Below are 24,025 nucleotides of genomic sequence, written 5' to 3'. Positions count from 1 at the left end.
TAGGAGAATATATGGTAAGTTGCAGTTTGGAGAGATTAGAGGATAAAATAAAGACTTTTTCCGGTTTTGGTGATACGGGGAAAGGAGGTATTACCAGATTTTCTCTATCTCCGGAGGCTTTGGCTGCCAGAGGGGAATTCGTGAAAAGATGTAAGACACTTGGTATGGAAGTGGTTACGGATGATATGGCAAATGTTTATGCCACTTTACCCGGAGAAGAAGGGCTGCCGGCCATTATGTCAGGTTCCCATGCAGATTCTGTAAGACAGGGCGGTAATTATGATGGCATTCTGGGGGTACTTACTGCTTTGGAAGCAGTAGAAACCATTGTGACAGAAAGAATTCCTCACCGACATCCTATTACGGTCGTTATCTGGACAAATGAGGAAGGCGCACGTTTTGAACCTGCTATGATGTCGTCGGGGGTTATAACCGGTAAATTTGATAAGGAAAAGATGCTTGCATCAAAAGATTCAGAAGGAATTACCTTCAAAGAAGCACTGGATGCAAGTGGGTACAAAGGCGAAGTAAGAAATCGGATCGATCCGGCGAACTGTATTGCCCTACTGGAACTTCATATAGAACAAGGACCGGTGCTGGAAGCGGAGGGCATTGATATTGGTGTGGTAGAAGGTGTATGCGGAATGATTAATTATGAATTTTCCTTTACCGGTCAGGCAGGCCATGCCGGAACAACACCGATGCCTTATCGGAAGGATGCTCTTTATGCAGCAGTGAAAACCATTCAGTATCTTCATGAAGAATTGGATAAGCTGGATTCAAAGCTGGTTTATACGACCGGAAAGATATCAGCACATCCTAATATACATACGATTATACCGGATTTGGTTAAGTTTACACTGGATGCAAGACATCAGGATCCGGAAGTGATTCAACAGGTATTGAAAATTATTGAAGCTATTCCGGCAGAAGTTGAGAAGTGCCAGACTGGATATACAAAAGCATGGGCAAGAGATACGGTATCCTTTTGTACCGAATTTGTTGATCTGGTAGAAAAGAAGGCAAAGGAACTGAATTACAGTACAAAACGCATGTACAGCGGTCCCGGTCATGATGCACAGTTTCTAATGGAAGTTCTTCCTACTACCATGATATTCGTACCAAGTATTGGCGGACACAGCCATTGTGAAGAAGAATACACGCCTGTTGAGACTTGTTTAAAAGGAGCTAATGTCCTGCTTCATACGATTCTTGCCATTGATAGTGATAAGTAATTGGAGAGCCAAAGACCTAACAGGAGGATACAAATAAAAAGCAGCTGCATCTATCGTAACGGTGCAACTGCTTTTCGCTGGTATTAATGTTTCAATTGTAAATGCTTATATAGTAAACGCTTATATAGTAAACGCTTATATAGTAAACGATGATGAGACAAACTGAATTGTTGCTATGCGTTTGCCAGTTTCTTTGGATCTTTTTTCTCTTTGCGTTTCTGCCACATTACCCAGAGGGGTCCTGCAATACAGATTGTGGAATAACAGCCGCTGACAGCACCGATAGCCATAGGAAGTGCAAAGCTTTGAATGGAGTCAATGCTGTTGGCCTTTGCCATAATAAATACAAGACTTACACTTAAGAATACAGCGATATTGGTATTCAATGATCTGGTAATGGACTGTGAAATAGACAGATCAGTAAGGGTCTCAACCGGTAATTTAGGATGTAAGTCATGATTTTCACGGATACGGTCATAGATAACGATGGTATCGTTTACGGAGTATCCGATAATACTTAATGTCACGGCAACAAAGGAATCACCAATGGGTATCTTAAATATAACACAGGTAAAGAATACGACTAATACATCGTGGAGCAGCGCAACCAGCGCCATAACACCAGCTGATAAGCCACCAATTTTACTGAAACGAATCCATACATAAACCATAACAAGACTGAAGGAAAGTGCGATTGCAATAATACCATTTGTGAGGAACTTACGGCCGAAAAAGGGTTCCACCATTTGTGATTCACTTAAATTAAGCTTGTTATCAGCAAATTTTTCTTTTAATGCGTTATCGAAATTTACCTGTTCACTGGCATCTACACCATAGTTACCGGCAATGTTTAAGATAAGGCGTTTTTCTTTGGAAGCCAGGTCCTCTGTAATCTGAGCTGATACGGGTCTTCCCAGTATTTCTGTTGCTACATCAGCAGCATCATCTGCATTGAGGTCTCCGGTATAGGTGTATTTTAAGAGAGCACCACCTTTGAATTGAATATCTAACTGAACTCCGCTGATTGCCAGGTTAATTAATCCGGCGATCATAATTAAAATGGAAATGCTAAAAAAGATAAATCTTTTGTTGAAAAAATGTAATATGCCGCTACCGGAGGGAGTTAATGCTACCGGTGCATTGGATTGATTATCTCTACTCATAGTGTTCTCCTTTTTGAAAAGCATGTATAAAGCGAAGGTTTTCTAAGTGCATCGAAATCGCTTAAGGAGCGAATCATAAGTCTGGAAGCAGTTACGCCTGCAACGAAGTTGAAGAAAATACCTGTAAGCAGGGAGTATGCAAAGGAAAGTAATGCTCCTGAGCCAAAGATCATAAGTATAACACCAACAATCAATACGGTGATATTACCATCGAATACCGATGAGAAAGCACCTTTGAAACCGGAAGAAATTGCAGAACGAACTGTTTTGCCGGATTTGATTTCTTCACTGATACGCTCGGAAATAATAACGTTGGCGTCGACACCCATACCGATGGAGAGGATAACACCTGCAATTCCAGGTAGGGTTAAGGTCATCTGAGGGATGGAAAGTGCCAGTATCTGTCCGGTAGTTTGGATTAAAAGAGAGATACAAGCTACCGTACCGGGAACTCTGTAATATATTATTAAAAGGACACAGATAATAGCAAAAGCTATAAGCCCTGCATCAAGCATAACGTCCAAAGCTCCGGAACCCAGTGTGGGACTGATGGTACTGTGGTTCTTTGTAATCAATGAAAAAGGAAGAGAGCCGGAATTAATCTTATCCGCAAGTTCTTTCGCAGTATCATAAGTAAAGTTGTTGCCGGATATCTCAGCTTTACCGCTAGGGATAGCTTCATTGACCACCGCAGTCTGAATCAGAGTATCATCCATATAGATATTAATATTTTTACCAATTAATTCCTTGGTAGCTTTTGCAAAAAGCTGAGTACCTTTTTCATCAAAGGTCAGGCTGACGGAATATTTATTAGTCTGACGATTTAATTGCGGTGCACTGTTGCTTACATGTGATCCTTCCAGCAGTACATTGCCTGCATCATCTTTGAAGGTCAAAAGAGCTGTTTCTCCAAGCTCTGCAATGGCATCTGCGGGATCGAAATTCTTCTCACCGGATTTCCAGGGGAAACGAACTATGATATAGCCGTTATCTTTGTCAATGGTAACATCACGGTCAAGGATATTTTTGTTATCAAGACGGGTTTCAATAATGGTACGTGCGGCCTCAAGTTCATTTGGAGTCGGTTTACGGTCCAAATTTGCCGCCTGGAAGGCTGCATCCACACCGCCTCTGATATCAATACCAAAACGGATATCCGGAGCACCCTTAATTTTAAAAGAGCCTATTTCTACACCAAATGCAGCGGTGTAAGCCATAAGTAAGGCTACTAATAAAACAATAAAAAATACTGGTTTCTTACTTTTCATTTTATAATCCTTTCTTCTTGTATAATTTTTCGATTTATATATTGTTTATTCACAAATTTGTGATAGACTAAATGTAGGGCTATAAACAGGCGGGCTGTGACCTCTTGGTGTCAGCGTGAAATAAAGTCGTGGCTTGTCCAGCTTTCGAAGCTTTATCGTCCTTGAAGACAGCAGTATTAAAAGTGCAGTCACATCAAAAAGTGATGCATGAAATATGTTCAGATTATTACCCTGACGGACAAACATAAAACGGTAGGTGATTTTCTGAAGAAGTCCACCGAAATCCTCATCTTGTGGTAAAGAAGGCAGATAATAATAAATATATGGATTTTTATAAGGTATTTTATTTGTATTAATATCCAGATTAGTTTGGTCTGTAGAATTATTCGAGGAGTTAAAACAATCAGAAAAAGAAGAATAGGTAATTATTAAAATGGCAACTAAAGCAGCCTGATGGAAACTATGCAGTTTGCTTTTCATGAAATAATCCCCTTTTTCTCCGTTAAAATTTGTGACTAGAAATAAATTACAGCTGTGAATTAGTCACTATTATAAAATATCACAATTTGAAGCTTTTGTATATCATATTTTGTAGGATTGCATGAAAAATAAAGCAAAGTGAAAACAAAACCAAACACATAAAACAAACATTGAGGTTTATATGGAAAGAGGTAATTATGGGAGATTTGGCATTTGATACGGAAGATCTGATACGAAGAAAATTAATGTGGCTTATCCGTGTCGGAGATTATCAAAAGTTGGATGACATTATACAGCACAACAAAACCAGTTGTTTCTGGCATAGTGTAGCTGTTGCGTACTATAGTCTTCAGGTTGCCAAAGCACTAAGAATAAAGTGTGATTATGAATGCCTGGCAGTAGGAGCATTGCTCCATGATTATGTATTTTATGATTGGCATACAAAGGAGAAAGGGCACCGGTTCCATGGTTTAACCCATCCTAAAAAGGCATGGCATAACGCATTGAAAATTAAAAATCTTCATAAGATTGAAGATGATATTATCAGAAAACATATGTTTCCGCTTACACCTTTTCCCCCTGTCTACAGGGAAAGTGTCCTGGTATGCCTGGTAGATAAATGCTGCTCCCTTTATGAAATATTCCATAAAGATGCATACCAGAATCTAACAAGCAAGTACCTGGTTAGTTTGAAAGCTTCCTGATAAGTGAAGAAGGATATGGTATAAGATTAATATCATTTAACATTATAGTTCCTAAAACGTATAGTATTTTCTATAATCATATCAAATAATATTCTATATAAAGAACCTGTAAAAGCTGTAGATATACTAAATTTCTACAGCTTTTTCTTTTCAAAAAAGACGAAGACCTCAGATTTTCCTTGAGTATCTTATGCATTGTGCATAAAATAAGATATCTGTATTTATTAGCTATTAAGAAAAAAATTTTCGGTTATTGTAGAATATGCCTTAATATATTATATATTCATTGAATAAAAATAACGTTATAACTATAAATGCATAAAATAAAAACGTATTTTATTATAATAACAACTTACTAAATTGTGAAAATTACTATTATGGTATATTATAACACAGTCTGTCTGTTACAATACAAAAAACGTAACATTGTTATAGTTAAAAATGACTCTTTTGGTAGTGGTAAAGGAAAGTAAATATGTGAAAAATATACTATAAAAATGTTTTTATCTATTGTAAAATATACGTGGCTATATTATAATCTGGTTGTAGTTAAAAAAGTCTGTTTGCAAATAGTATGCAAGGGAGCTTCGATGAAAAATAAAAAGCTAACAAGGATGTCAGTTTTTGCAATTCTTCTAATCGGTACGGTGGGATTTTGTATACAAAGCAACCGGCAAACGAATTCCCAAACCATAGACGAAGAAGAAGCCAGAAAAGCTTATCAGCTCTTAAGTGATTCGCTGTCAAATAAGTCCATCATGTATACAGACTTATTTGAAGAAGACCGGGTTGCCGGCCAAGGTGAGAGTAGCGCCTATGCCATTGGAAGTGTTGACATGGAAGATTACGAGGGGTTAAGTGTAGCCTTAAAAAAGAATGATACGGCCTGTTATGAAGTTGAAGTTACTTCCCCGGGGGTATATTATTTTAAGGTGGATTACAAGCCTTCCAATGGAGCATTTTCCGATTATATTCTTTCCATGGAAGTGAATGGAGAGCAGCAATTTTCTGAAATGAATCATATGGTACTTCCGCTATATTGGAAGGATAGTACAAAGTTCTTTCCGGAAGATCAATTTGGAAATCAGACCTCCCCGGAGCTTGATAAAATAAGTGGCTGGCGAAATCTTTTCTTGTATGACAGTAACTATGTATCTGCCAGACCCTTAGGGATTCAGCTGGAAAAAGGCTTGAATACCATAACGTTGCAGAACCTGTCTCCTGATAGCTTATGTTTAGGGAAGCTAGAAGCAACTGCAGACATTGATGTTATCTCTTATGAAGAATATAAGGGGAAGCATAAGGGGAGCCTGGCAGAGGAAATATATATGATTAATTCAAATGATTACCTATATAAGAACTCTCTGCAAGCCTGCTATTATGCGATTAACAATACCGCCCTGACACCACATGCCAGTAATAAAAAGTTAATCAATGTTGTATCCTTAAATACACCAGGAACTGAGATTACCTACAAAATTATTACTCCCAAAGACGGACTGTACCAGATGGCTTTTCACTACCAGAATAACGAAAAGGAAATGTCAGTTTTTGAATCAATTCGGATTGATGGTCAAGTCCCTTTTGAAGAACTGTTAAATTATCCTTTTCCAGCAACCTCTGATAAATGGGAAAATGAGGTATTATCCGATGAAGAGGGGAATCCATATTTGATTTATCTTACAAAAGGACAGCATCTGATAACTCTGCGCTCAGAAATCGAGCCAATTGCCAAAGTTATCAGATACACTGGTCTTATATCAGAGCATATAACACAACTTGCAGCAGATAGCATTAAACGAACCAATGATAGCAAAACTTCTGAAGGTTCCATTAATATGAGTGAATACATACCTGAGACGACAGACTATCTTAAGGCGTATGAGACACTGATTCGCTATATCCAGTATATTCTGGGAAGGTATGCCGATAGGGGAAACAAAGCTAAGCTTGTAACAGATCTTAATGAGGCACTTAATGCAATCAATAAATTGCAGAACCATCCGGGGAAAATAGCTTTCTATAAAGTATATCTTACCGGTAAGAATAATTCTCTGCAAAAAATGATGGAGAACCTTGCAAAAATTTTAAAAGAGCAGAATTTCTCGCTGGATATGATGTATCTATATGGAAAAACCAATTTACCCAAAGCAAATCCCTCCATGATTAGTACTATAAAAAATTCAGTTCTGTCGAAGCTCAATACAGCTGCATCAGATCAGAATACCGGGGTAACGGATCAGCCAGTGAGTGGCACAGCATTAAAGGAGGACGAAAATACTGTGATGGCAAAAGGATATTATTATGAAGAAGATAAATTAACCTATAAGCTTGTATGGAATGATGAATTTGAATATGAGGGTGCTCCTGATACGGATAAGTGGAGTTACGATGTAGGCGGAAGCGGTTGGGGGAACAATGAATTGCAGTACTATACACCTGGCGATAACGCATGGGTAGAAGACGGAAAACTAATACTTGAGGCCAGAAAAGCAGAGAAAGAGGAGAAGGAATATACCTCTGCAAGGTTGATTACCAAAGGGAAAGGAGACTGGCTCTACGGGAGAATTGATGTAAGGGCAAAGCTGCCAAAGGGACTTGGTACCTGGCCGGCTATCTGGCTGCTGTCATCAGGGCAGGAATACGGCAATTGGCCGGCTTCCGGAGAAATTGACATTATGGAACATGTAGGTTATAATCAGGATACAATTCATGCATCTATACATACCCAGGCATATTATCATTCCATTAATACACAGAAGACAGCTACTAAATATGTCAAGGGTGTTAGTGAGGATTTCCATCTTTATTCCCTTATCTGGCTGCCGGATATCATAAAGATTTTAATTGACGGTGAAGTATATTTTACTTTTAAACCAACAGATTATGAAGAGAATCCTTCTTATAGGGAGTGGCCTTTTAATAAGAAGATGTATCTGATTTTAAATCTGGCTGTTGGTGGGAACTGGGGTGGTGCAAAAGGGATTGATTCTTCTGTTTATCCTCAAAGGATGGAAATTGATTATGTCCGAGTATATCAAAGCGAGGAAATTATTAATTTAAAGGCGGATATGGATTAAGTTGTACATAAATAAAAAGTGCAGCCAGATCCAAAAAGGCTCGTTTAGAATATAACGGAGAGACGAATGGAGAAACCATTATGGTAACAATAAAAGATGTGGCCAAAGAAGCAGGGGTAGCAATTTCTACGGTATCTAATGTTCTGAATAATGTGGATGTTGTAAGTGAAGAGACCCGCAGAAAAGTACTGGAGGCATCAGAAAAGCTTCATTATGTCCCAAATATGAATGCAAAGTTTTTGAAATCGAATAAAAAGAATACGATAGGTTTATTTCTGTCAAGTATTCAGGGCGATTTCTATAAAGATTTGATGCAGGCGGTGCATCTTCAATGTAAATTAAAAGGATATCAGTTAAATATATACATCAGCAATGAAAATACCAGCGAAGAAATTTACAGTATGATTATATCCTCCGGTGTAGAAGGTGCCATAGTACTGAATGAACATTTATCCTATGAATATATAGACAGACTTTCCTTAACCCATATGCCCATTGTATTTATTGATCGTGAATACAGCAAAGAGCAGATGTCCAGTGTAATCATTGACAGTACGGAAGGTGCTGCCCTTGCTATGGAATACCTGATCAAACAAGGACATCGACGCATCGGTTATTTTCATGGTATCTATAATTATGATGATGAATGCAGATACAAAGCTTATGAAAACGTATTGCGTAAATATAATCTTCCTATAGACGAATCCATTGTTCTTCGAGCGTATTTTGAAGAAACCCTGGCTTATAGTGAAATGAGGGTTCTGTTGCTTAAAGGAACAAAACTGCCGGAAGCATTTTTTTGCGCAAACGATGAGATGGCCTGGGGTTGTATCAGAGCGCTTACCGAGGCCGGCTTAAGAGTTCCTGATGATATCAGTATCGTTGGATTTGATGATAATGCAGTTGCTAAATATAATTCTCCCTCTATAACAACAGTGCACAGTCCGGTGGCTGAGCTTGGGGCATATTCCACTACAGAGCTTCTCAGGCTGATACAGAGTGAGGAAGTTGTGCAGGGAGGAGTCTTTAGGCTTTCACCAACACTTGTTATCAGGGATTCCTGTAAACTAAGAATAGGTTGAGAGAGTAAAAGGCTGAAAAGGCAAGTCAAGAAGATTCTCTGCACTTGCCTCAGCCGGGATATCAGGCACTGACAATTAAAGAAAAATGTCAGTTGAGAAGAGCCTGAACACCCGTGGCACAGTTTAAATGCCCTGCCAGACACAAACTGCGTAAGCCCTGCCTTAGCTGTTTTCAATAAAATTCTTTCGTTGCTCTTCTGTTCTTGTAAGATCACCTTCTGCCGTTTTTCTTAAGGTATTGAGTTTATCCATGACTCTGTCTACGCTGGAATGAAGTCTAGTGATATCTTCAATAGAAGAGTTGATTTTTGACTGTACAGCCCAATCTGAAAATAGTCCGTCGAAGAAGAAATCAGCAAATTTAGTAAATCCATTAATTTGAACACTTAAATTTTCATCCAGTTTAATATCGGCAAGTTCTGTATGAAAATGATGAAGAAGAGTTTGGATGCTATTTACTGCTTCCTGGGCATCATCAAGATAAGAATGCTTCATAACATCACTGATCAAACCTCCGCCAAGAATATCCCAGGTACCCCAGCCATGTGCACTATCAAGTTTTTCTTCCGCTAGTTCAATTTTAGAGAGGACTGCTCTGCCAGCTGCTTCAGCTTCCCTGATTTCAGCCAGATTACATTTAATAGATTGCAGCTGCTCTTCAAAGGTTTGAAGCCTCTTAGCATATTCCGCATTACTCTCTGATAATTGTCGGTATTTCAATTGATATAGTTCTTCATATTCTCTTTCACAGCTGTAAAGGGAAGCACGTTCCTCCTCCAGCTGATGGATTGAGGTTTTAAGGTTCATAAGTTGAGTTTCGGTTTCCTCCAGTTTAAGCTTCACAGCAATGACATCCTGATATTCTTTCTGTTCTCTGGCTTCCATTTTACCAAGCATCTCAAGAAAAAGATTATTCAGGCTTTTCTTTAACAGATTATCATAATCCCGCTCCTCTTTCTTAAGTTCTGTAAGTAGATTTGATTTTTTATCCTCCAGTTCATTTAATTGTTTGCGATAATCGGTAAGCTTGTTTCCAAGTCTTTGATATTTACCGATATTTTGTCTGCTTTGTTCCAGTTTGCTGTTTAATTCTTCGAACATAAGTACACTCCCTTTTTATTATATTTTATTACAGCTGATTCTGTTTAATCGCACCTTTTATCACGTTCTTACCCGTAAAGAAAATAAACTCTCATAAAGCGAAACATCCAGCCCCTTGCAAATAGTTTCAGAAACACCTTGGTTGACTTCTATAGAACGTTCTTTATCAGCATAACATGTATCTATTAATATAGCATTAAAAAAACACCTGAATAGATTAAAAATAACCCAACATTGTATTAATATAAAAAACACTTGACAATGCAGGAAAAAATATCTATACTTACAATAAACATATTAAACATATAAGAATACTATGATATAGATATGTTCTTATAGAAATAATGGAATACCCATTAACCACTCGCAAGTTGACTAGATAACTAGAGACTTCGGAAAACAGCAGCATGTTTTCTGAGGTCTTTTTCTTGTATAGGAAAGCTTTTATGAAAGACTTTTCTTCCTATATGAATCGTATTTTTTAATTCCTATGCAGGTTATTCAGGAAAGGTTTGAAATTTATTTTCTGACCTTTGCCTAAGAATCACAAAATCATTGTAAGGAGCAGAAATTATGGCAAAGAAAGCGAAACAGATAGCAATTTACGGAAAAGGCGGTATCGGTAAGTCTACAACTACCTCAAATATTTCAGCAGCCTTGTCAGAGATGGGATACAAGGTCATGCAGTTTGGCTGTGACCCCAAAAGTGATTCCACCAATACGTTAAGAAACGGAAAGTACATACCGACTGTGTTAGATACCTTAAGAGAAAGAAGTACCGTAAAAGCACAGGATGTTATATATGAAGGATTTAACGGGATATATTGTGTGGAGGCAGGCGGACCCGCGCCTGGAGTTGGTTGTGCAGGCAGAGGTATTATTACAGCTGTAGAGCTGTTCAAGCAGCAGAAAACCTTTGAGGAACTGGATCTTGACTATGTTATATATGACGTATTGGGGGATGTTGTCTGCGGAGGTTTTGCTGTCCCGATTAGAGAAGGTATTGCAGAGCATGTTTTTACGGTTTCGTCTGCTGATTTTATGTCTGTGTATGCCTCCAACAACCTGTTCAAAGGAATTCATAAATATTCCAACTCTGCCGGTGCTTTACTTGGAGGTGTTATTGCTAACTCCATCAATGCTCCTTATGCCAAAGAAATCATTGATGACTTTGTAAAACAGACTCATACGCAGGTGGTGGAATATGTACCGCGTTCCGTTACGGTAACCCAGAGTGAGCTTCAGGGTAAAACTACCATAGAAGCAGCACCTGCATCTGCACAGGCAGAGGTATACCGTTCTCTTGCAAAGAAGATTGCTTCTCATACCGAATCCAAAGTGCCGTCTCCTCTTGAGACAAATGAATTGAGAGAATGGGCTGCCAAATGGGGAGATTATCTCCTTGCATTGGAAACCGGCACGATAAGAACGGAAAATGCTGTAAACATCTAAGAATACCCGTAGGCGGCTAATATCAGAAGCTTCGGCAGAACATATTATTAGAAGGGGGAAATGGTATGAGCAATTACGAAAACTTAAAGGCTTCCCACCCTTGTTTCGGCGGGCATAAAACAAACAAAGGACGTATTCATTTACCGGTAAGTCCCGGTTGCAACATAGAATGTAAGTTCTGTGACAGAAAGATCAATCAGACAGAACAAAGACCCGGTGTTTCTTCCGGTGTATTAAAGGAATCGGAAGCTTTGGAGGTTATCAGAAGATCCCTGGAACTCTGTCCGGAAATCACCGTAGCCGGTATTGCAGGTCCTGGTGATACTTTGGCTTCGCCTTATGCATTAAATACATTCAGGTTGATAAAAAAGGAGTTTCCGGATTTATTGAAATGTATGAGTACCAATGGACTGTTATTGTATGAAAAAGCAGATGAAGTGATAGAAACAGGTATTGAAAGTCTTACCGTAACCGTAAACGCGGTTTCGCCGTCCATACAGGCAAAAATCTGCACTGGTATATATTATCACGGTAAGAGGTATGAAGGAGAAGAAGGTGCAAGGATTCTGATAGAAAATCAGCTGAGAGGCATTAAGAAGGTAGCTGCTGCGGGTATAACCATAAAAGTTAATACCGTGTTGATTCCTGGAATTAATGAAGATCATATTGAAGAAATCGCCAGAATAGTCAGTGAAGCAGGTGCTACAATCTATAATATTATACCCTTGATACCGCAGCATGAGTTAAAAGAGGTAAAAGCGCCTGGATGTTTTGAAATAGACGGAGCAAGACAGAAGGCGGCTAAATATATTGACGTATTCAGACATTGTCAGAGATGTCGTGCAGATGCAGTGGGAATTCCGGGGGAGAAGGAATTTGCTGACCAGATATATTTTGGAAGATTGTCCATGAAAGAAACATTCTCGCACGGCTGATGAGCAAATAGATGATAGTACAACCAGATATTGGAGGGCGGGAAAACATGGCTTACAAGATTGCAATTGCAAGCACGGACGGAAAAGTGGTTAATCAGCATTTCGGAAGAGCGGAATATTTCTACATAGGCGAAGTGAATGACAGGGAGGAGTTTCGGTATCTGGAGGAAAGAAAGCTGACTCCTGTCTGTCAGGGGAAGGAACATGAAGCTGAGGTTCTGTATAACATTGCTGAAAGGTTAGCGGATTGCCGTTATATCCTTGTAAGCCAAATTGGGCCTTCTGCGGAGTATGTGCTGAATAAGAAGGGAATTACTGTATTGACTATAAGACATTATATTGACAGTGCGGTTAACAAACTTATGGAATATGACAAAAGGATTAACTTTATTTATCAACAAAAGTAAAGGGATAATCTGACGAATGGTAGGATTCATAGTGAATGAAAGCTGTTACGAACCAGTAATCTTCTGGCAGGTAACAGCTTTTTATTTGCTTAAGGTGTGTAGGAAAAACTCATTGTACCGTTCTGAAAGCCTCGCCTTTGCGGTATTGGGAACGCAACACCACATCGTCCAGAAATTCCGCCTTGCTGTTTTTTACATATTGCTTCCCACAAAGTGGAATTTCCAGCATTTCACAAAGTTTTCATCACACACTCCAGCACATTACAAACAGTTTTCAACTCACCCTAGTGGAAATGGTTTGGCTTAGAGATATCCCGTAAGCTGTCTTCGGCTTTGTCGGATAGGGCAGGCTCAAGGGCGATATCACCTAAAGCAACAATTCCTACCAGACTGTTGTTTTCCACGATAGGCAAACGCCTGATCTGTTGGCGGCTCATTATCTCTGCAGCATCTTTTACATTCATATCCGGGCTTCCAAGGGAAGGATTCTTTGTCATGACATCGGCGACCTTCTGTGACTTCCAATCCTGACCTTCTGCAATACTTCGTAAAGCCAGATCTCGGTCGGTAACAATACCAACAACTCTATCATTATCACAAACAGGGAGAGAACCGATATCATGTTGTTTCATCAGCTGGGCACATTTTTCAATAGAATCTTCGCAGCATACACTTTCTATTTCTGTTGACATAATGTCTTTTACTTTCATAAAATCACCTCCGAAATTAGAATACCCATATTACTGATTATTTATAAATGAAACTTTATGAGTTTAATGGTTAATTATACAGAGGGCTTTATTTCAACTTTATATTATTTTGGAAAATGGATAGAAGGTTTGAAATGAAGTTTCATTACTGTTTAAAATAATAACAGCATTATCTGCTGTAGAAGTTTTTTTATTGGATATTCAATAAAGATGTGCTATAATACCTGCTATAGATTAATCAGTCAAACAATTAATCCTGTAAGGAGGTGTCATAAACTGCTGAAAGAGGTTAATTTTGAAGTTGATAATGAAAAGTTTGCAGTAAAGGTTGTCTATTCAGCCAGAAAAACCATAAGCCTTGAGCTGAAAGCCGATGGCACTATGACTGCAAGAGTTCCTAACCGCGTTCCGGACTATGAAGTCAAGCAGCTGATCAATGAGAATAAATACAGATTATATAATAAATATAAAGAATTCTGCAATTACAAAGAGAAGGAAGGCGGATTAACCGCTCAGGCAGGGTATGAAAAAATATATCAGGACGGAGCTTCACTTCCTTTTGTATTGGGTGAGCTGACCTTACAGATTGTTCAAAGAGGCGGAAGAGATTTTGTTAATCTTCACTATCATAAACTTCCTGATGGTAAGCGTATACTGACAATTGAAACCCAGACAGAAGATAAAGCTGTCATCAGAGAATATATTGCGGACTGGTACAGACGTTATGCAAAAGACACTCTTGAAATGAAAGCTTCTTATTATGCAAAACGAATGGGTACCGATTATGGAAGAATCACTGTCCGGGAACAAAAGACCAGATGGGGCAGCTGCAGCAGCAAAGGTAACCTGAATTTTAACTGGAAGCTGATGATGATGCCGGAAGCAATTATCGATTATGTGGTAATACATGAACTGGCACATAGAAAACACATGGATCATTCTAAAAACTTCTGGTTTGAGGTGGAAAAAGTACTGCCGGATTACAAGATCAAACGTGACTGGCTTAAAAAGAATGGCAGGCTTTATACCTGCTATTAGCAGATGAGATTGCCTGTAAGGATAAGGAGGAAGACAAATGCTATTTTTATGGTATCCCAAATGTACAACCTGTCAGAAAGCTAAAAAGTGGCTGGATGATAATCACATAAGTTATGAAGCAAGAGATATTAAGGCGGACAATCCCGCACCAGAAGAGATAAAGGACTGGCACGAATTAAGCGGATTTCCTTTAAAGAAATTTTTCAATACCAGTGGTTTGGTTTATAAAGAACTGGAATTAAAGGATAAACTACCCACAATTTCTGAAGAGGAACAATACCAATTGCTGGGAAGTGATGGTATGCTGGTTAAACGTCCTATAATAATTGATAAGGATACTGTATTGATTGGTTTTAAAGAAAAGGATTGGTCAGAATTCTATGGAAAATAAGCTGAGTCATTTTGATGGAGAAGGAAATGCCCATATGGTGGATGTCTCCGGTAAGCAAATTACACAAAGAACAGCAACGGCGAGAGGGAAAATAATTGTAAGCAGTAGAATCCTTGAAGCAATCACAAATAAGGAAATTGAAAAAGGGGATGTATTATCCGTAGCCAGATTAGCCGGAATAATGGCAGTAAAGCGAACCTGGGAGTTCATTCCTCTCTGTCATCCTCTTATGATTCAAAAGTGCTCACTGGATTTTGAGATTGAGAAAGAGAGGTCTGCTATAACTGCAATCTGCCAGGTGAAAACAGAAGGCAAGACAGGCGTTGAGATGGAGGCTCTTACCGGTGTCCAGATCGCACTGCTTACCATTTATGATATGTGCAAAGCACTGGACAAATCAATGGTAATGACAGATATCAGGCTGGAAGAAAAGACAGGCGGTAAAAGCGGGGTGTTCCTAAACCGTGATGCTTCTGGTGGATTAATGGATGCATAAAGTAATTCGACTTATGAAATGAGGCGGTTCTATGATAGATAAATACAACAGAGAAATAGACTATGTGCGCATATCCGTAACTGACCGCTGTAATTTAAGATGTGTATACTGTATGCCAAAGGAGGGAGTTACCTTCCTTCCCCACAGTGCTGTTATGACCTGTGAGGAAATTGTTTCCATAGCAGAATGCTTTGGTGAACTTGGAATTCGAAAGATTAAGCTGACAGGCGGCGAACCGCTGGTACGAAAAGACATCATTGGTCTGGTCGGAAAACTGAAACAGATCAAGGGGATAGAGAAAGTAACCCTTACCACCAATGGTATTTATCTGGAGGAGCAGCTGGAAGCACTGATAAAGGCAGGCATTGATGGTATCAATATCAGCCTGGATACGTTAGACCAGAATAAGTTCACAGAGTTAACAGGCTTTGACGGATTATTAAAGGTTAGGGAAAGTATAACTAAAGCTCTTGCATATCAGAATGTACCGATTAAGATAAACTGTGTACCTTTAAGGAAGTTTCATGATAAGGATAGTTTGTTAGCTTTAGCCGCCCTGGCAAAGGATACAAAACTCCATGTTCGTTTTATAGAAGTAATGCCACTGGGGTATGGAAAACACATGGAAGGTTATTCTGAACAAGAGATAATAGATATTCTTAGAAGTTCTTACAGAGAATTAGAGCAATATACTAAAAGTCTGGGAAATGGTCCCGGAAAGTATTATAGTATTCCCGGTTTTCAAGGTAAAATTGGTTTTATCAGTGCAGTAAGTCACGAATTCTGCTCCTCCTGTAACCGGGTAAGGCTGACTTCTGCCGGAATACTTAAGACCTGTCTTCAATACAGCGGCGGTACAGATATAAAAGCAGCGCTGAGGGAAGGAAGTTCAAAAGAAGAAATAAAGGATATGATCAAGAACGCGATTGACAGAAAACCGGAAAGCCATGTTTTTACGAAAGACAGACCTGCTTTCTCTGAAACTCTGGAGGATAAAGGAATGTCGCAGATTGGCGGTTAAGAAAGGGGCAGTCTCTATGGGGAAAATAGTGGCTCTTTGCATCAGTGAAAAAAGAGGTACTCAGAAAATAAGCATTGATACGGCCAGATTTATTGAGAATTATGGCATTGAAGGCGATGCCCATGCCGGAAACTGGCACAGGCAGGTAAGCCTGATATCTCAGGAGAAAATAGAGGAATTTAATCAGAAAGGTGCCGGAGTTGAGAAAGGTGCCTTTGGTGAGAATGTAATTGTAGAAGGCTATGACTTAAGAAACCTGCCTATTGGTACCAGGTTGGAATCAGGGGAGGTCTTATTTGAAATTACCCAGATTGGTAAGGAATGCCATAGCCATTGCGAAATCTATTATAAAGTCGGGGATTGTATAATGCCCAGAGAAGGTGTATTTGCAGTGGTCTTAAGAGGTGGGATTATTTCAGTAGGGGATGATATCAAGACATTAAACTGACTTAACCTTTGTATAAGCTTTCTGGAGATTTTTAATATATAAAAAAAGTGGTGGATCATTGGTTGTGAAGGAGGAAGGTTATGATTAGAGTAGGCATCATTACGGCCAGTGATAAAGGAAGCAAGGGAGAAAGAACGGATACCAGCGGCATGGTTATTAAAGAATTAACCAGTGAGTATGGGTTTCAGGTTATAGAGTACATCCTGTTGCCTGATGAGCAAAAGCAGCTGGAAGATACCATGATTAAATGGTGTGATTCTGGAAAAGTGGACCTGATTCTTACCACTGGTGGAACAGGATTTTCCGAAAGGGACGTAACGCCGGAGGCTACTAAAAATATTGGAGAGAGAGAAGTGCCGGGTATTGCTGAGGCAATGCGTTATCATAGTCTTCAGATAACCAAAAGGGCTATGCTCAGCAGAGGAACAGCAGTTATTAGGAAAAAAACACTGGTTATCAATCTGCCGGGGAGCCCTAAGGCAGTAAGAGAGAACTTAAGTTATATTATTGATTCTTTAGAACACGGTCTTGCAATTTTAAAAGGCGAAGACGGTGAATGCGGAAGTCTGTCATAAGAGTTTTTAAAACCATGAGACCATTGTAAGCGGTTATGCTGCTTTTGAGAGTTTCATGGTTTTTTGCTTATTTATTGAGAAAGAATTTCAATAATTTATATTGACAAAATAACTTAGAATGCATATACTATGATTAAACAATTAAATGATTGTTTAATTGATAAAAGGTTCACCTGAACAAAACAAAAAAAATTAATTCATAAAAGTCTGAAAGGGGATATTATATGAAAAAATCTATTAAATTACAGGACCTTGATTGCGCGAACTGCGCTGCTAAAATTGAAAATGCTATTAAGAAAGTGGAGGGAGTAACAGGGGTTAAGGTTAACTTTCTCAGTCAGAAGATGGAACTGGAAGCTCCTGATGACAAGTATGATGATGTTTTAAATGAAGCAAAAAGACTTATTAAAAAAATTGAGCCGGATGTAATAGTAAAGGCATAAAGATATTGAGCTGCTGCAGAATTCTCTGTATATAATATTTACTACAGGAGATGATAGTTATAGTTTGCAGCAGCTTTTTTGAGAAAAAGGGGTGGGTTTGTTTTTGGTTATAAGATGGACGGCTAATTGCAAAGATGGACGATGAAATTGTATAAGATGGACGATGAAATTGTATAAGACGGACGTTGAAATTGTATAAGACGGACGGCTAATTGCACAAAACAGAAAAAAACTCATGCTTCAATTCCAAGGTATAAGAATTCCTAATTCTCTGGATGTTTTGTGCTTTACATATTATAAAACTGATAACTCGCTACGCTCAGACAATCAGTTTTATAATATAGCACAAAATATCCAGAGAAAAGGAATTCTAATACCTTTCCATAGGCGCATTCGTTCTTTTCTGTTTTGCACAATTAGCCTGAAATCATATGATAGTTAATTCCTTGTGTTTTAGAACATATTCAAAAGTTTAGATAAAAAGATTAGATTAATGTAAAATCAAAAGTTTAAATCAAATAATTAGATTAAAATTTAAAGCAAATGATTAGATCAAAATTTAAAGCAAATGATTAGATCAAAATTTAAAGCAAATGATTAGACTAAAATTTAAAGCAAACGATTAGATCAAAATTTAAAGCAAATGATTAGATCAAAATTTAAAGCAAATGATTAGACTAAAATTTAAAGCAAAACGATTAGATCAAAATTTAAAGCAAGTGATTAGATCAAATTTAAAGCAAGCGATTAGATCAAAATTTAAAGCAAGTGATTAGATCAAATTTAAAGCAAGCGATTAAATCAGAATTAAACATTAGATAAATTTTTAAACCAGAGATTAATCAAAAGCTGAAAGCCAGAGATAAAGCAAAAAACTAAAGCTTAAGCAAAAACTAAATCAATAAAATAAAGCAAAAGCTTTAAGCAAGAGCTTATATCAAGATTTTAAACCAATTCTTAATCTGGTATTAGTAAATAGAGACATAGCAAAGAGATAGAAATGAGTAAATAGTATAATCAAAATCAATGCAAAAAACCATAATTATAGAATTATAACCAAATATTTTATATCAAATTTTAAACTACAATATTAATTTAACTTATAGTCTCTTCAATGAGTTGGATTGGAGGTAATTATGTCTAAAAGAGAGAAAAAACAATTATTACGTATACTGCTGACAGCGGTTCTTTATACGATAGCTATACTGCTTCCTTTTGAAGGTATCCCCAGATTAGCAGTCTTTTTGATTGTGTATCTGGTTATTGGAGGTGATATCCTTCTTAAGGCTGTAAGAAATATTCTTCATGGACAGGTATTTGATGAAAATTTTCTTATGGCGGTAGCTACAGTGGGTGCTTTCTGTTTAGGGGAGTATCCGGAAGGTGTTGCTGTTATGCTGTTTTACCAGGTAGGTGAATGGTTTCAATCCTATGCGGTTTCTAAATCCAGACGTTCAATTTCGGAACTTATGGATATAAGACCGGATTACGCGAATGTTTTAAGGGATGGTCAGCTGGTGCAGGTTGACCCGGATGAAGTTCAGGTGGGGGATACGGTAGTTGTTAAGCCCGGTGAAAGAATACCTCTTGATGGTATTGTTTTAGAAGGTATATCGGCTGTTGATACTTCCGCACTGACCGGCGAATCGGTGCCCAGAGATGTTCAGCCGGGGCAGGATATAATTAGTGGCTGTATTAATCAGACCGGAGTTTTAAACATTAAAGTTACAAAGGAGTTCGGGCAGTCAACAGTTGCCAAGATTCTGGAACTGGTGGAGAATGCCAGTGATAAGAAAAGCAAAAGTGAGAATTTTATTACCAAGTTTGCCCGGTATTATACTCCTATTGTTGTTATTGCAGCAGTTTTGCTTGCAGTTCTGCCACCATTACTTTTGGGGCAGGAATTTAGTATTTGGATAGCCAGAGCGTTAACCTTCCTTGTTATTTCCTGTCCTTGTGCACTGGTCATCTCCATTCCATTAAGTTTCTTTGGGGGTATAGGAGGTGCTTCAAAATCAGGTGTCCTTGTTAAGGGTAGTAATTACCTGGAAGCTTTAGCGGATACTGAAATCGTAGTATTTGATAAGACAGGTACGCTGACCAAAGGGTCTTTTGCTGTAAGTAAGATACTACCGGAAGGAATTACAGCAGATGAATTATTAGAAACCGCAGCTTATGCAGAGGACTATTCAAATCATCCTATCGCGCTCTCTATAAAAAAAGCTTTTGGAAAAGAGATAGATTCTTCTCGTATTGGTGAGATTGAAGAAATTCCAGGCCACGGTGTCAAAGCGGTTATAGATGGTAAAGAAGTTCTGGCTGGTAATTTTAAACTGATGAAGAATGAGAGTATTGCCTGTAAAGAAGAACAGCAGGCGGGTACAGTGGTTCACCTGTCAATTGATAGGGAGTATGCGGGTTATATTTGTATAGAAGATGAAATCAAAGAAGATTCACCTCGTGCGATTCAGGATTTGAAGGCTGCGGGTATCCGTAAAACAGTAATGTTAACAGGAGATGCAGATTCTGTAGGCCAGAAAGTGGCAAAGGAGTTAAAGCTTACGAAAGCTTATACTGAGCTGCTTCCGGCAGATAAAGTTGACCGTATGGAAGAATTGATGCAGGAGAAGAGTCCGAAAGGTAAATTGGCTTTTGTAGGAGATGGTATTAACGATGCGCCGGTTCTTGCAAGAGCAGATATCGGTATAGCAATGGGTGGCTTAGGATCAGATGCAGCAATTGAAGCGGCAGATGTAGTTATTATGACCGACGAACCTTCTAAGATTGCTCAGGTTATGAAGATTTCCAAGAAGACACTTCGTATCGTCAGACAAAATATCGTAATTGCATTGGGTGTTAAAGGTGTAGTTTTGGTATTAGGTGCGCTTGGTTTTGCTTCTATGTGGGCAGCGGTATTTTCAGATGTTGGTGTGTCTGTGATAGCAATTTTAAATGCGATGCGAGCTTTAAATATAAAAAAGATGTAATAACAAATAAAAACTATTTTGCACCTTAATTTCTGAAAGAAATTAGATGGTTCAAAATAGTTTTTTTATCTGGGGTGTGTTTGAAAGCTGTTTGTGCCTGGCCAAAGATTCCACTTGGTAGTAGGAAATTTGCGAAAATTGACAAGGCGTATTTTAGCGGATGTAGTGGTTTTCGTTCCTCAAACTGCAACGCAGAATACCGCCAAGAGGGACATTCAGAGAGGTACAATGAGTTTTCAGACACACGCTAGGGTTTCTTAGTGGTTATGATTCGTCGGGCAGTTTAATTGAAAGTAGTCATCAATCATTTGATGCACCAAGTGTGCTTTTTTGTTATCAGCCAGTGTATAATAAACTTCTTTTCCGTCGCGCCTGCTGGTTATCAGATTATTTAATTTCAGTGTTTTCAGATGATGGGATACGGCTGCACCGCTCATATTAACAGCTGCTGCTATATTGGAGACACATTCCTCTGAGTGGCACAACAGCCACAATATACGCAGACGAGACCCATCGCAAAGCTGTTGAAAGGTGATTGCTGCTTCTAAGAACATGGATGACTCCGGCATTTTTTCCAGTACTTTATCAATATTCTGTCCATGGTCATGCGGCATGGTAATGTTATTCATATAGTAACTCCTTTGAATTGGTTTTCCTGATTTATGAAAACCCTTATGCTTAATATAGTATCCTTTCTTAGAATACATGTCAAATGTTAAGTACAAATCTAACAGCTAATATAAATAGAAAGACTAGTATGCGAGTTCTTTAAGGGAGAGTTTCACTTATGGTTATAAAAGAAAGATTCTAAGAAATGACTAATGCTATTTCTTAGAATCATGTATTACGAAGCATGTATTACTTTATAAGGTCTCGTTCATACTGCCGGTACGGTAACCTTTCAGATCCAGTGCGGTATAAGAAAATCCGAACTTCTTAAAATTCTCCTGTACTTCCTTCATCAATTCTACATGAAAGAATTTTTCCATTTCAGACTGTCCCACTTCGATTCGTGCTATTTCTCCGTGATGTCTTACACGAACCTGTCTGAAACCGTGGTCTAATAAGAATTGTTCTGCTTTATCAACCATTTCAAGTTTTTCTCTTGTTATTTTCTGTCCATAAGGAAATCTTGAGGAGAGACAGGCAAAAGCAGGTTTGTTCCAGGTGGGAAGATCCATTTCCTTTGAAAGTGCTCTGATCTCATCTTTGGTAAGCTCAGCAACTCGCAAAGGACTTAATACCTTGTGCTCAGATACTGCCTGAAGACCAGGACGGTAGTCGCCTAAATCATCCATATTAGAACCTTCTGCAATGCTTGTGATTCCCTTGGCAGCTGCAATATCAATGATTTTATCAAATAGTTCATTTTTGCACAAATAACAGCGGTTGACAGGATTATCTGAGAAGCCGTCAACATCCAGTTCTTCTGAATAAATTACCTCGTGTGGTATGCCATATTTCTGAGTAAAGGCCACGGCCTCCTTAAACTCTCTTTCTGGATAAGTAGATGAGCGTGCAGTAATTGCCAGTACTTTATCTCCTAATACATCAAAGGCTGCTTTTAATAAAAAGGTAGAGTCTACACCACCGGAGAAAGCAACACAAAGGCTGTCAAGGGAGGAGAGATTTTTCTTTAATACCTCAAATTTTTCATGTAGTTCCATATGTTCCTCTTTTCCTGCAAATACTATAATTCGATTATTAAACTATGAATTGTTAACAATCTAATAGTATAACAAGCCGGCTGTCCTGTCAACAGGCTGAACTCATGTGTACAGGATACTACATTACTACATCTTATGCTTTATAAGGAATAGTCATCGATTTGATATTCCTGTATCAGTTATCATTCACCGCGAAATCCTCTTTGATTTTTACTTGACCTCATTAAAATATTTGCTTAAACACGGGAAATTACCCATTTTATACTTACAGATTTTTTCTGGACCTCTTACCACCGTGCGGACAATGTTTAAGGTTCCATTGTCATCCGCTTTGATTCTCCATTCTACCATGAGAATGGTGTCATTTATGATTTCTATTCCGGTAAGGCCTTTGGAATGTATGCAGCAGCCGGTATTATAATAAGGGAGTTCGCTGGTTTTTGGAAAATGTGGTCTGTGGGTATGACCGCAAATCAGCATCCTTTTATTCTTAATGATCCAGATCTTATAATTTTTCTCTATCTTATGGCGTTTATAAAGATTCTTGGCGGGACTGGCAGGGCTGTGTAAACCTACAACATGTAAGAAACGCCAGATATAACGGAGCATGAGCATGGAAATGAACCAGAGCTGGTCATTCATCAGGTCACCCTGATGACCATGAACTACAAGTATTTCCTGCCCTGTTTTCCGATGCTTGAGTACAATGGATTCATGCGGTGTTAGATTGGAAAAAAGGCTCTGCTTTTTTTGATTGTACTCATCATAATAACTATAGTAGTTCTTTTTTACGAATCGATTTTTCTTTAGATAGATATTGTGATTGCCGAAGAGGAATATCAGACGGTTATCATTGCTGAATTTCTTCATTCCAAGAAATACATCGGTATGAGCAAGCCTTATATGGTTAAAGTCAGTGTATTCCCAAAGCTCATCTCCGTCACCGACCTCTACATATTTATAACCATTGTTATAATAATAATCCAGTGCATGCAAAAAAACATGTTGATTTTTGGCAAATTCATCGGAGGCACTATCATCCCCTCTATGGCAGTCACTGAAAAATATATACCTGGAATCTTTATCAAAATATTCTACTTTCGCATTTTTATATGCCTGTGAAAGACGTTTTTGTGTAAACATCCGTAACCTCCTGAAATATTCAGCTTGTAAAAACTGATAATATTTGATACTCTTAATTTTGTGCAATCCTCGGAGGTTTATTCAAATTATTGATGGAAGGCCTGATACAGAGTGATTTATTCAATTGATTCTCTTTGAGTTTGGAGGAATAGAGCACGTGAGGAACGGTTTATACATTTTCCTGTAAATGTTATTCCAG

Annotated in this window: 23 protein-coding genes; 15 read left to right on the top strand and 8 right to left on the bottom strand. The window is 38.4% G+C overall.

Annotated elements, in window-relative coordinates; all coding sequences use genetic code 11:
* Positions 1–11 precede the first annotated feature (11 nt).
* On the top strand, positions 12–1,235 hold the full coding sequence (locus R2R35_RS02955) for a Zn-dependent hydrolase (protein ID WP_317733004.1): 1,224 nt from the start codon (positions 12–14) through the stop codon (positions 1,233–1,235).
* 173 nt (positions 1,236–1,408) lie between these two features.
* Here the strand turns inward: R2R35_RS02955 and secF are convergent, their stop codons facing one another.
* Genes secF through R2R35_RS02940 form a run of 3 tightly spaced genes read right to left on the bottom strand, consistent with a single transcriptional unit; the run spans position 1,409 to position 4,146 of the window.
* The gene (secF, locus tag R2R35_RS02950; protein WP_317733003.1) at positions 1,409–2,398 is read right to left on the bottom strand and encodes a protein translocase subunit SecF; all 990 of its coding nucleotides are present in this window, start codon (positions 2,396–2,398) and stop codon (positions 1,409–1,411) included.
* Positions 2,395–3,666, bottom strand: a complete 1,272-nt coding sequence (gene secD, locus R2R35_RS02945) for a protein translocase subunit SecD (RefSeq protein WP_317733002.1) — start codon at positions 3,664–3,666, stop codon at positions 2,395–2,397. Before secD ends, secF begins: the two co-directional genes overlap by 4 nt.
* Positions 3,667–3,711: 45 nt before the next feature.
* Positions 3,712–4,146 (bottom strand): hypothetical protein, encoded by a 435-nt coding sequence (locus R2R35_RS02940; RefSeq protein WP_317733001.1) that lies wholly within the window; start codon positions 4,144–4,146, stop codon positions 3,712–3,714.
* 197 nt (positions 4,147–4,343) lie between these two features.
* Between R2R35_RS02940 and R2R35_RS02935 the strand changes: the two genes are divergently transcribed.
* The 3 genes from R2R35_RS02935 to R2R35_RS02925 all read left to right on the top strand — a co-directional run bounded on the left by R2R35_RS02935 (position 4,344) and on the right by R2R35_RS02925 (position 9,012).
* On the top strand, positions 4,344–4,850 hold the full coding sequence (locus R2R35_RS02935; protein WP_317733000.1) for an HD domain-containing protein: 507 nt from the start codon (positions 4,344–4,346) through the stop codon (positions 4,848–4,850).
* 590 nt (positions 4,851–5,440) lie between these two features.
* Positions 5,441–7,930 carry a family 16 glycosylhydrolase gene (locus R2R35_RS02930; RefSeq protein ID WP_317732999.1) on the top strand — a complete coding sequence of 830 codons (2,490 nt, stop codon included), beginning with the start codon at positions 5,441–5,443 and terminating at the stop codon, positions 7,928–7,930.
* A gap of 80 nt (positions 7,931–8,010) precedes the next feature.
* Positions 8,011–9,012, top strand: a complete 1,002-nt coding sequence (locus tag R2R35_RS02925) for a LacI family DNA-binding transcriptional regulator (protein ID WP_317732998.1) — start codon at positions 8,011–8,013, stop codon at positions 9,010–9,012.
* Between the two features lie 162 nt (positions 9,013–9,174).
* Here the strand turns inward: R2R35_RS02925 and R2R35_RS02920 are convergent, their stop codons facing one another.
* On the bottom strand, positions 9,175–10,113 hold the full coding sequence (locus R2R35_RS02920) for a hypothetical protein (RefSeq protein ID WP_317732997.1): 939 nt from the start codon (positions 10,111–10,113) through the stop codon (positions 9,175–9,177).
* 573 nt (positions 10,114–10,686) lie between these two features.
* Here R2R35_RS02920 and nifH point away from each other — a divergent pair.
* The 3 genes from nifH to R2R35_RS02905 all read left to right on the top strand — a co-directional run bounded on the left by nifH (position 10,687) and on the right by R2R35_RS02905 (position 12,907).
* Positions 10,687–11,565 (top strand): nitrogenase iron protein, encoded by an 879-nt coding sequence (gene nifH, locus R2R35_RS02915; protein WP_317732996.1) that lies wholly within the window; start codon positions 10,687–10,689, stop codon positions 11,563–11,565.
* A gap of 65 nt (positions 11,566–11,630) precedes the next feature.
* Positions 11,631–12,500 carry a radical SAM protein gene (locus tag R2R35_RS02910; protein WP_317732995.1) on the top strand — a complete coding sequence of 290 codons (870 nt, stop codon included), beginning with the start codon at positions 11,631–11,633 and terminating at the stop codon, positions 12,498–12,500.
* Positions 12,501–12,547: 47 nt separating this feature from the next.
* Positions 12,548–12,907, top strand: a complete 360-nt coding sequence (locus tag R2R35_RS02905; protein WP_317732994.1) for a NifB/NifX family molybdenum-iron cluster-binding protein — start codon at positions 12,548–12,550, stop codon at positions 12,905–12,907.
* Between the two features lie 284 nt (positions 12,908–13,191).
* Here the strand turns inward: R2R35_RS02905 and R2R35_RS02900 are convergent, their stop codons facing one another.
* Positions 13,192–13,617, bottom strand: coding sequence for a CBS domain-containing protein (locus tag R2R35_RS02900; protein ID WP_317732993.1), 426 nt, complete (start codon positions 13,615–13,617; stop codon positions 13,192–13,194).
* 210 nt (positions 13,618–13,827) lie between these two features.
* On the opposite strand from R2R35_RS02900, the gene R2R35_RS02895 reads away from it, so the two are divergent.
* The 8 genes from R2R35_RS02895 (at position 13,828) to R2R35_RS02860 (ending at position 21,016) form a co-directional block, all read left to right on the top strand.
* Positions 13,828–14,655 (top strand): M48 family metallopeptidase, encoded by an 828-nt coding sequence (locus tag R2R35_RS02895; RefSeq protein ID WP_317732992.1) that lies wholly within the window; start codon positions 13,828–13,830, stop codon positions 14,653–14,655.
* 37 nt (positions 14,656–14,692) lie between these two features.
* Entirely contained in the window at positions 14,693–15,046 is a 354-nt protein-coding gene (locus R2R35_RS02890) for an arsenate reductase family protein (RefSeq protein ID WP_317732991.1), read from the top strand.
* Positions 15,036–15,542 carry a cyclic pyranopterin monophosphate synthase MoaC gene (gene moaC / locus R2R35_RS02885; protein ID WP_317732990.1) on the top strand — a complete coding sequence of 169 codons (507 nt, stop codon included), beginning with the start codon at positions 15,036–15,038 and terminating at the stop codon, positions 15,540–15,542. The genes R2R35_RS02890 and moaC overlap by 11 nt, the downstream gene beginning before the upstream one ends.
* Positions 15,543–15,573: 31 nt before the next feature.
* Entirely contained in the window at positions 15,574–16,563 is a 990-nt protein-coding gene (gene moaA / locus R2R35_RS02880) for a GTP 3',8-cyclase MoaA (RefSeq protein ID WP_317732989.1), read from the top strand.
* Between the two features lie 16 nt (positions 16,564–16,579).
* Positions 16,580–17,011, top strand: a complete 432-nt coding sequence (locus R2R35_RS02875) for an MOSC domain-containing protein (protein ID WP_317732988.1) — start codon at positions 16,580–16,582, stop codon at positions 17,009–17,011.
* A gap of 80 nt (positions 17,012–17,091) precedes the next feature.
* Complete coding sequence (locus R2R35_RS02870; RefSeq protein WP_317732987.1) at positions 17,092–17,586, top strand: MogA/MoaB family molybdenum cofactor biosynthesis protein; 495 nt, start codon at positions 17,092–17,094, stop codon at positions 17,584–17,586.
* 224 nt (positions 17,587–17,810) lie between these two features.
* Positions 17,811–18,029: a cation transporter gene (locus R2R35_RS02865; protein ID WP_317732986.1), complete on the top strand. Its 219-nt coding sequence runs from the start codon at positions 17,811–17,813 to the stop codon at positions 18,027–18,029.
* Positions 18,030–19,165: 1,136 nt separating this feature from the next.
* On the top strand, positions 19,166–21,016 hold the full coding sequence (locus tag R2R35_RS02860; RefSeq protein ID WP_317732985.1) for a heavy metal translocating P-type ATPase: 1,851 nt from the start codon (positions 19,166–19,168) through the stop codon (positions 21,014–21,016).
* A 257-nt stretch (positions 21,017–21,273) separates the two neighbouring features.
* Here R2R35_RS02860 and R2R35_RS02855 read toward each other — a convergent pair whose 3' ends face one another.
* The 3 genes from R2R35_RS02855 to R2R35_RS02845 all read right to left on the bottom strand — a co-directional run bounded on the left by R2R35_RS02855 (position 21,274) and on the right by R2R35_RS02845 (position 23,826).
* The gene (locus R2R35_RS02855) at positions 21,274–21,645 is read right to left on the bottom strand and encodes an ArsR/SmtB family transcription factor (protein ID WP_317732984.1); all 372 of its coding nucleotides are present in this window, start codon (positions 21,643–21,645) and stop codon (positions 21,274–21,276) included.
* A gap of 234 nt (positions 21,646–21,879) precedes the next feature.
* Positions 21,880–22,683 (bottom strand): ATP-dependent sacrificial sulfur transferase LarE, encoded by an 804-nt coding sequence (larE, locus tag R2R35_RS02850; RefSeq protein ID WP_317732983.1) that lies wholly within the window; start codon positions 22,681–22,683, stop codon positions 21,880–21,882.
* A 210-nt stretch (positions 22,684–22,893) separates the two neighbouring features.
* Positions 22,894–23,826 (bottom strand): serine/threonine protein phosphatase, encoded by a 933-nt coding sequence (locus tag R2R35_RS02845; RefSeq protein WP_317732982.1) that lies wholly within the window; start codon positions 23,824–23,826, stop codon positions 22,894–22,896.
* Positions 23,827–24,025 lie beyond the last annotated feature (199 nt).

The organism is Anaerocolumna sp. AGMB13020, assembly GCF_033100115.1.
GTDB lineage: Bacteria > Bacillota > Clostridia > Lachnospirales > Lachnospiraceae > Anaerocolumna.
This window is presented reverse-complemented; position numbering and strand designations above follow the sequence as displayed.

Excerpts from the sequence above, each read along its gene's own strand:
- R2R35_RS02875 (WP_317732988.1), top strand. The coding sequence starts at position 16,580 with ATGGGGAAAATAGTGGCTCTTTGCATCAGTGAAAAAAGAGGTACTCAG.
- R2R35_RS02855 (WP_317732984.1), bottom strand. The coding sequence starts at position 21,645 with ATGAATAACATTACCATGCCGCATGACCATGGACAGAATATTGATAAA.
- moaA (WP_317732989.1), top strand. The coding sequence starts at position 15,574 with ATGATAGATAAATACAACAGAGAAATAGACTATGTGCGCATATCCGTA.
- R2R35_RS02940 (WP_317733001.1), bottom strand. The coding sequence starts at position 4,146 with ATGAAAAGCAAACTGCATAGTTTCCATCAGGCTGCTTTAGTTGCCATT.
- secF (WP_317733003.1), bottom strand. The coding sequence starts at position 2,398 with ATGAGTAGAGATAATCAATCCAATGCACCGGTAGCATTAACTCCCTCC.
- R2R35_RS02895 (WP_317732992.1), top strand. The coding sequence starts at position 13,828 with ATGTGCTATAATACCTGCTATAGATTAATCAGTCAAACAATTAATCCT.
- R2R35_RS02955 (WP_317733004.1), top strand. The coding sequence starts at position 12 with ATGGTAAGTTGCAGTTTGGAGAGATTAGAGGATAAAATAAAGACTTTT.
- R2R35_RS02930 (WP_317732999.1), top strand. The coding sequence starts at position 5,441 with ATGAAAAATAAAAAGCTAACAAGGATGTCAGTTTTTGCAATTCTTCTA.
- R2R35_RS02845 (WP_317732982.1), bottom strand. The coding sequence starts at position 23,826 with ATGTTTACACAAAAACGTCTTTCACAGGCATATAAAAATGCGAAAGTA.
- secD (WP_317733002.1), bottom strand. The coding sequence starts at position 3,666 with ATGAAAAGTAAGAAACCAGTATTTTTTATTGTTTTATTAGTAGCCTTA.
- R2R35_RS02905 (WP_317732994.1), top strand. The coding sequence starts at position 12,548 with ATGGCTTACAAGATTGCAATTGCAAGCACGGACGGAAAAGTGGTTAAT.
- R2R35_RS02870 (WP_317732987.1), top strand. The coding sequence starts at position 17,092 with ATGATTAGAGTAGGCATCATTACGGCCAGTGATAAAGGAAGCAAGGGA.
- moaC (WP_317732990.1), top strand. The coding sequence starts at position 15,036 with ATGGAAAATAAGCTGAGTCATTTTGATGGAGAAGGAAATGCCCATATG.
- R2R35_RS02925 (WP_317732998.1), top strand. The coding sequence starts at position 8,011 with ATGGTAACAATAAAAGATGTGGCCAAAGAAGCAGGGGTAGCAATTTCT.
- R2R35_RS02935 (WP_317733000.1), top strand. The coding sequence starts at position 4,344 with ATGGGAGATTTGGCATTTGATACGGAAGATCTGATACGAAGAAAATTA.
- R2R35_RS02920 (WP_317732997.1), bottom strand. The coding sequence starts at position 10,113 with ATGTTCGAAGAATTAAACAGCAAACTGGAACAAAGCAGACAAAATATC.
- R2R35_RS02910 (WP_317732995.1), top strand. The coding sequence starts at position 11,631 with ATGAGCAATTACGAAAACTTAAAGGCTTCCCACCCTTGTTTCGGCGGG.
- R2R35_RS02900 (WP_317732993.1), bottom strand. The coding sequence starts at position 13,617 with ATGAAAGTAAAAGACATTATGTCAACAGAAATAGAAAGTGTATGCTGC.
- R2R35_RS02860 (WP_317732985.1), top strand. The coding sequence starts at position 19,166 with ATGTCTAAAAGAGAGAAAAAACAATTATTACGTATACTGCTGACAGCG.
- larE (WP_317732983.1), bottom strand. The coding sequence starts at position 22,683 with ATGGAACTACATGAAAAATTTGAGGTATTAAAGAAAAATCTCTCCTCC.
- R2R35_RS02865 (WP_317732986.1), top strand. The coding sequence starts at position 17,811 with ATGAAAAAATCTATTAAATTACAGGACCTTGATTGCGCGAACTGCGCT.
- nifH (WP_317732996.1), top strand. The coding sequence starts at position 10,687 with ATGGCAAAGAAAGCGAAACAGATAGCAATTTACGGAAAAGGCGGTATC.
- R2R35_RS02890 (WP_317732991.1), top strand. The coding sequence starts at position 14,693 with ATGCTATTTTTATGGTATCCCAAATGTACAACCTGTCAGAAAGCTAAA.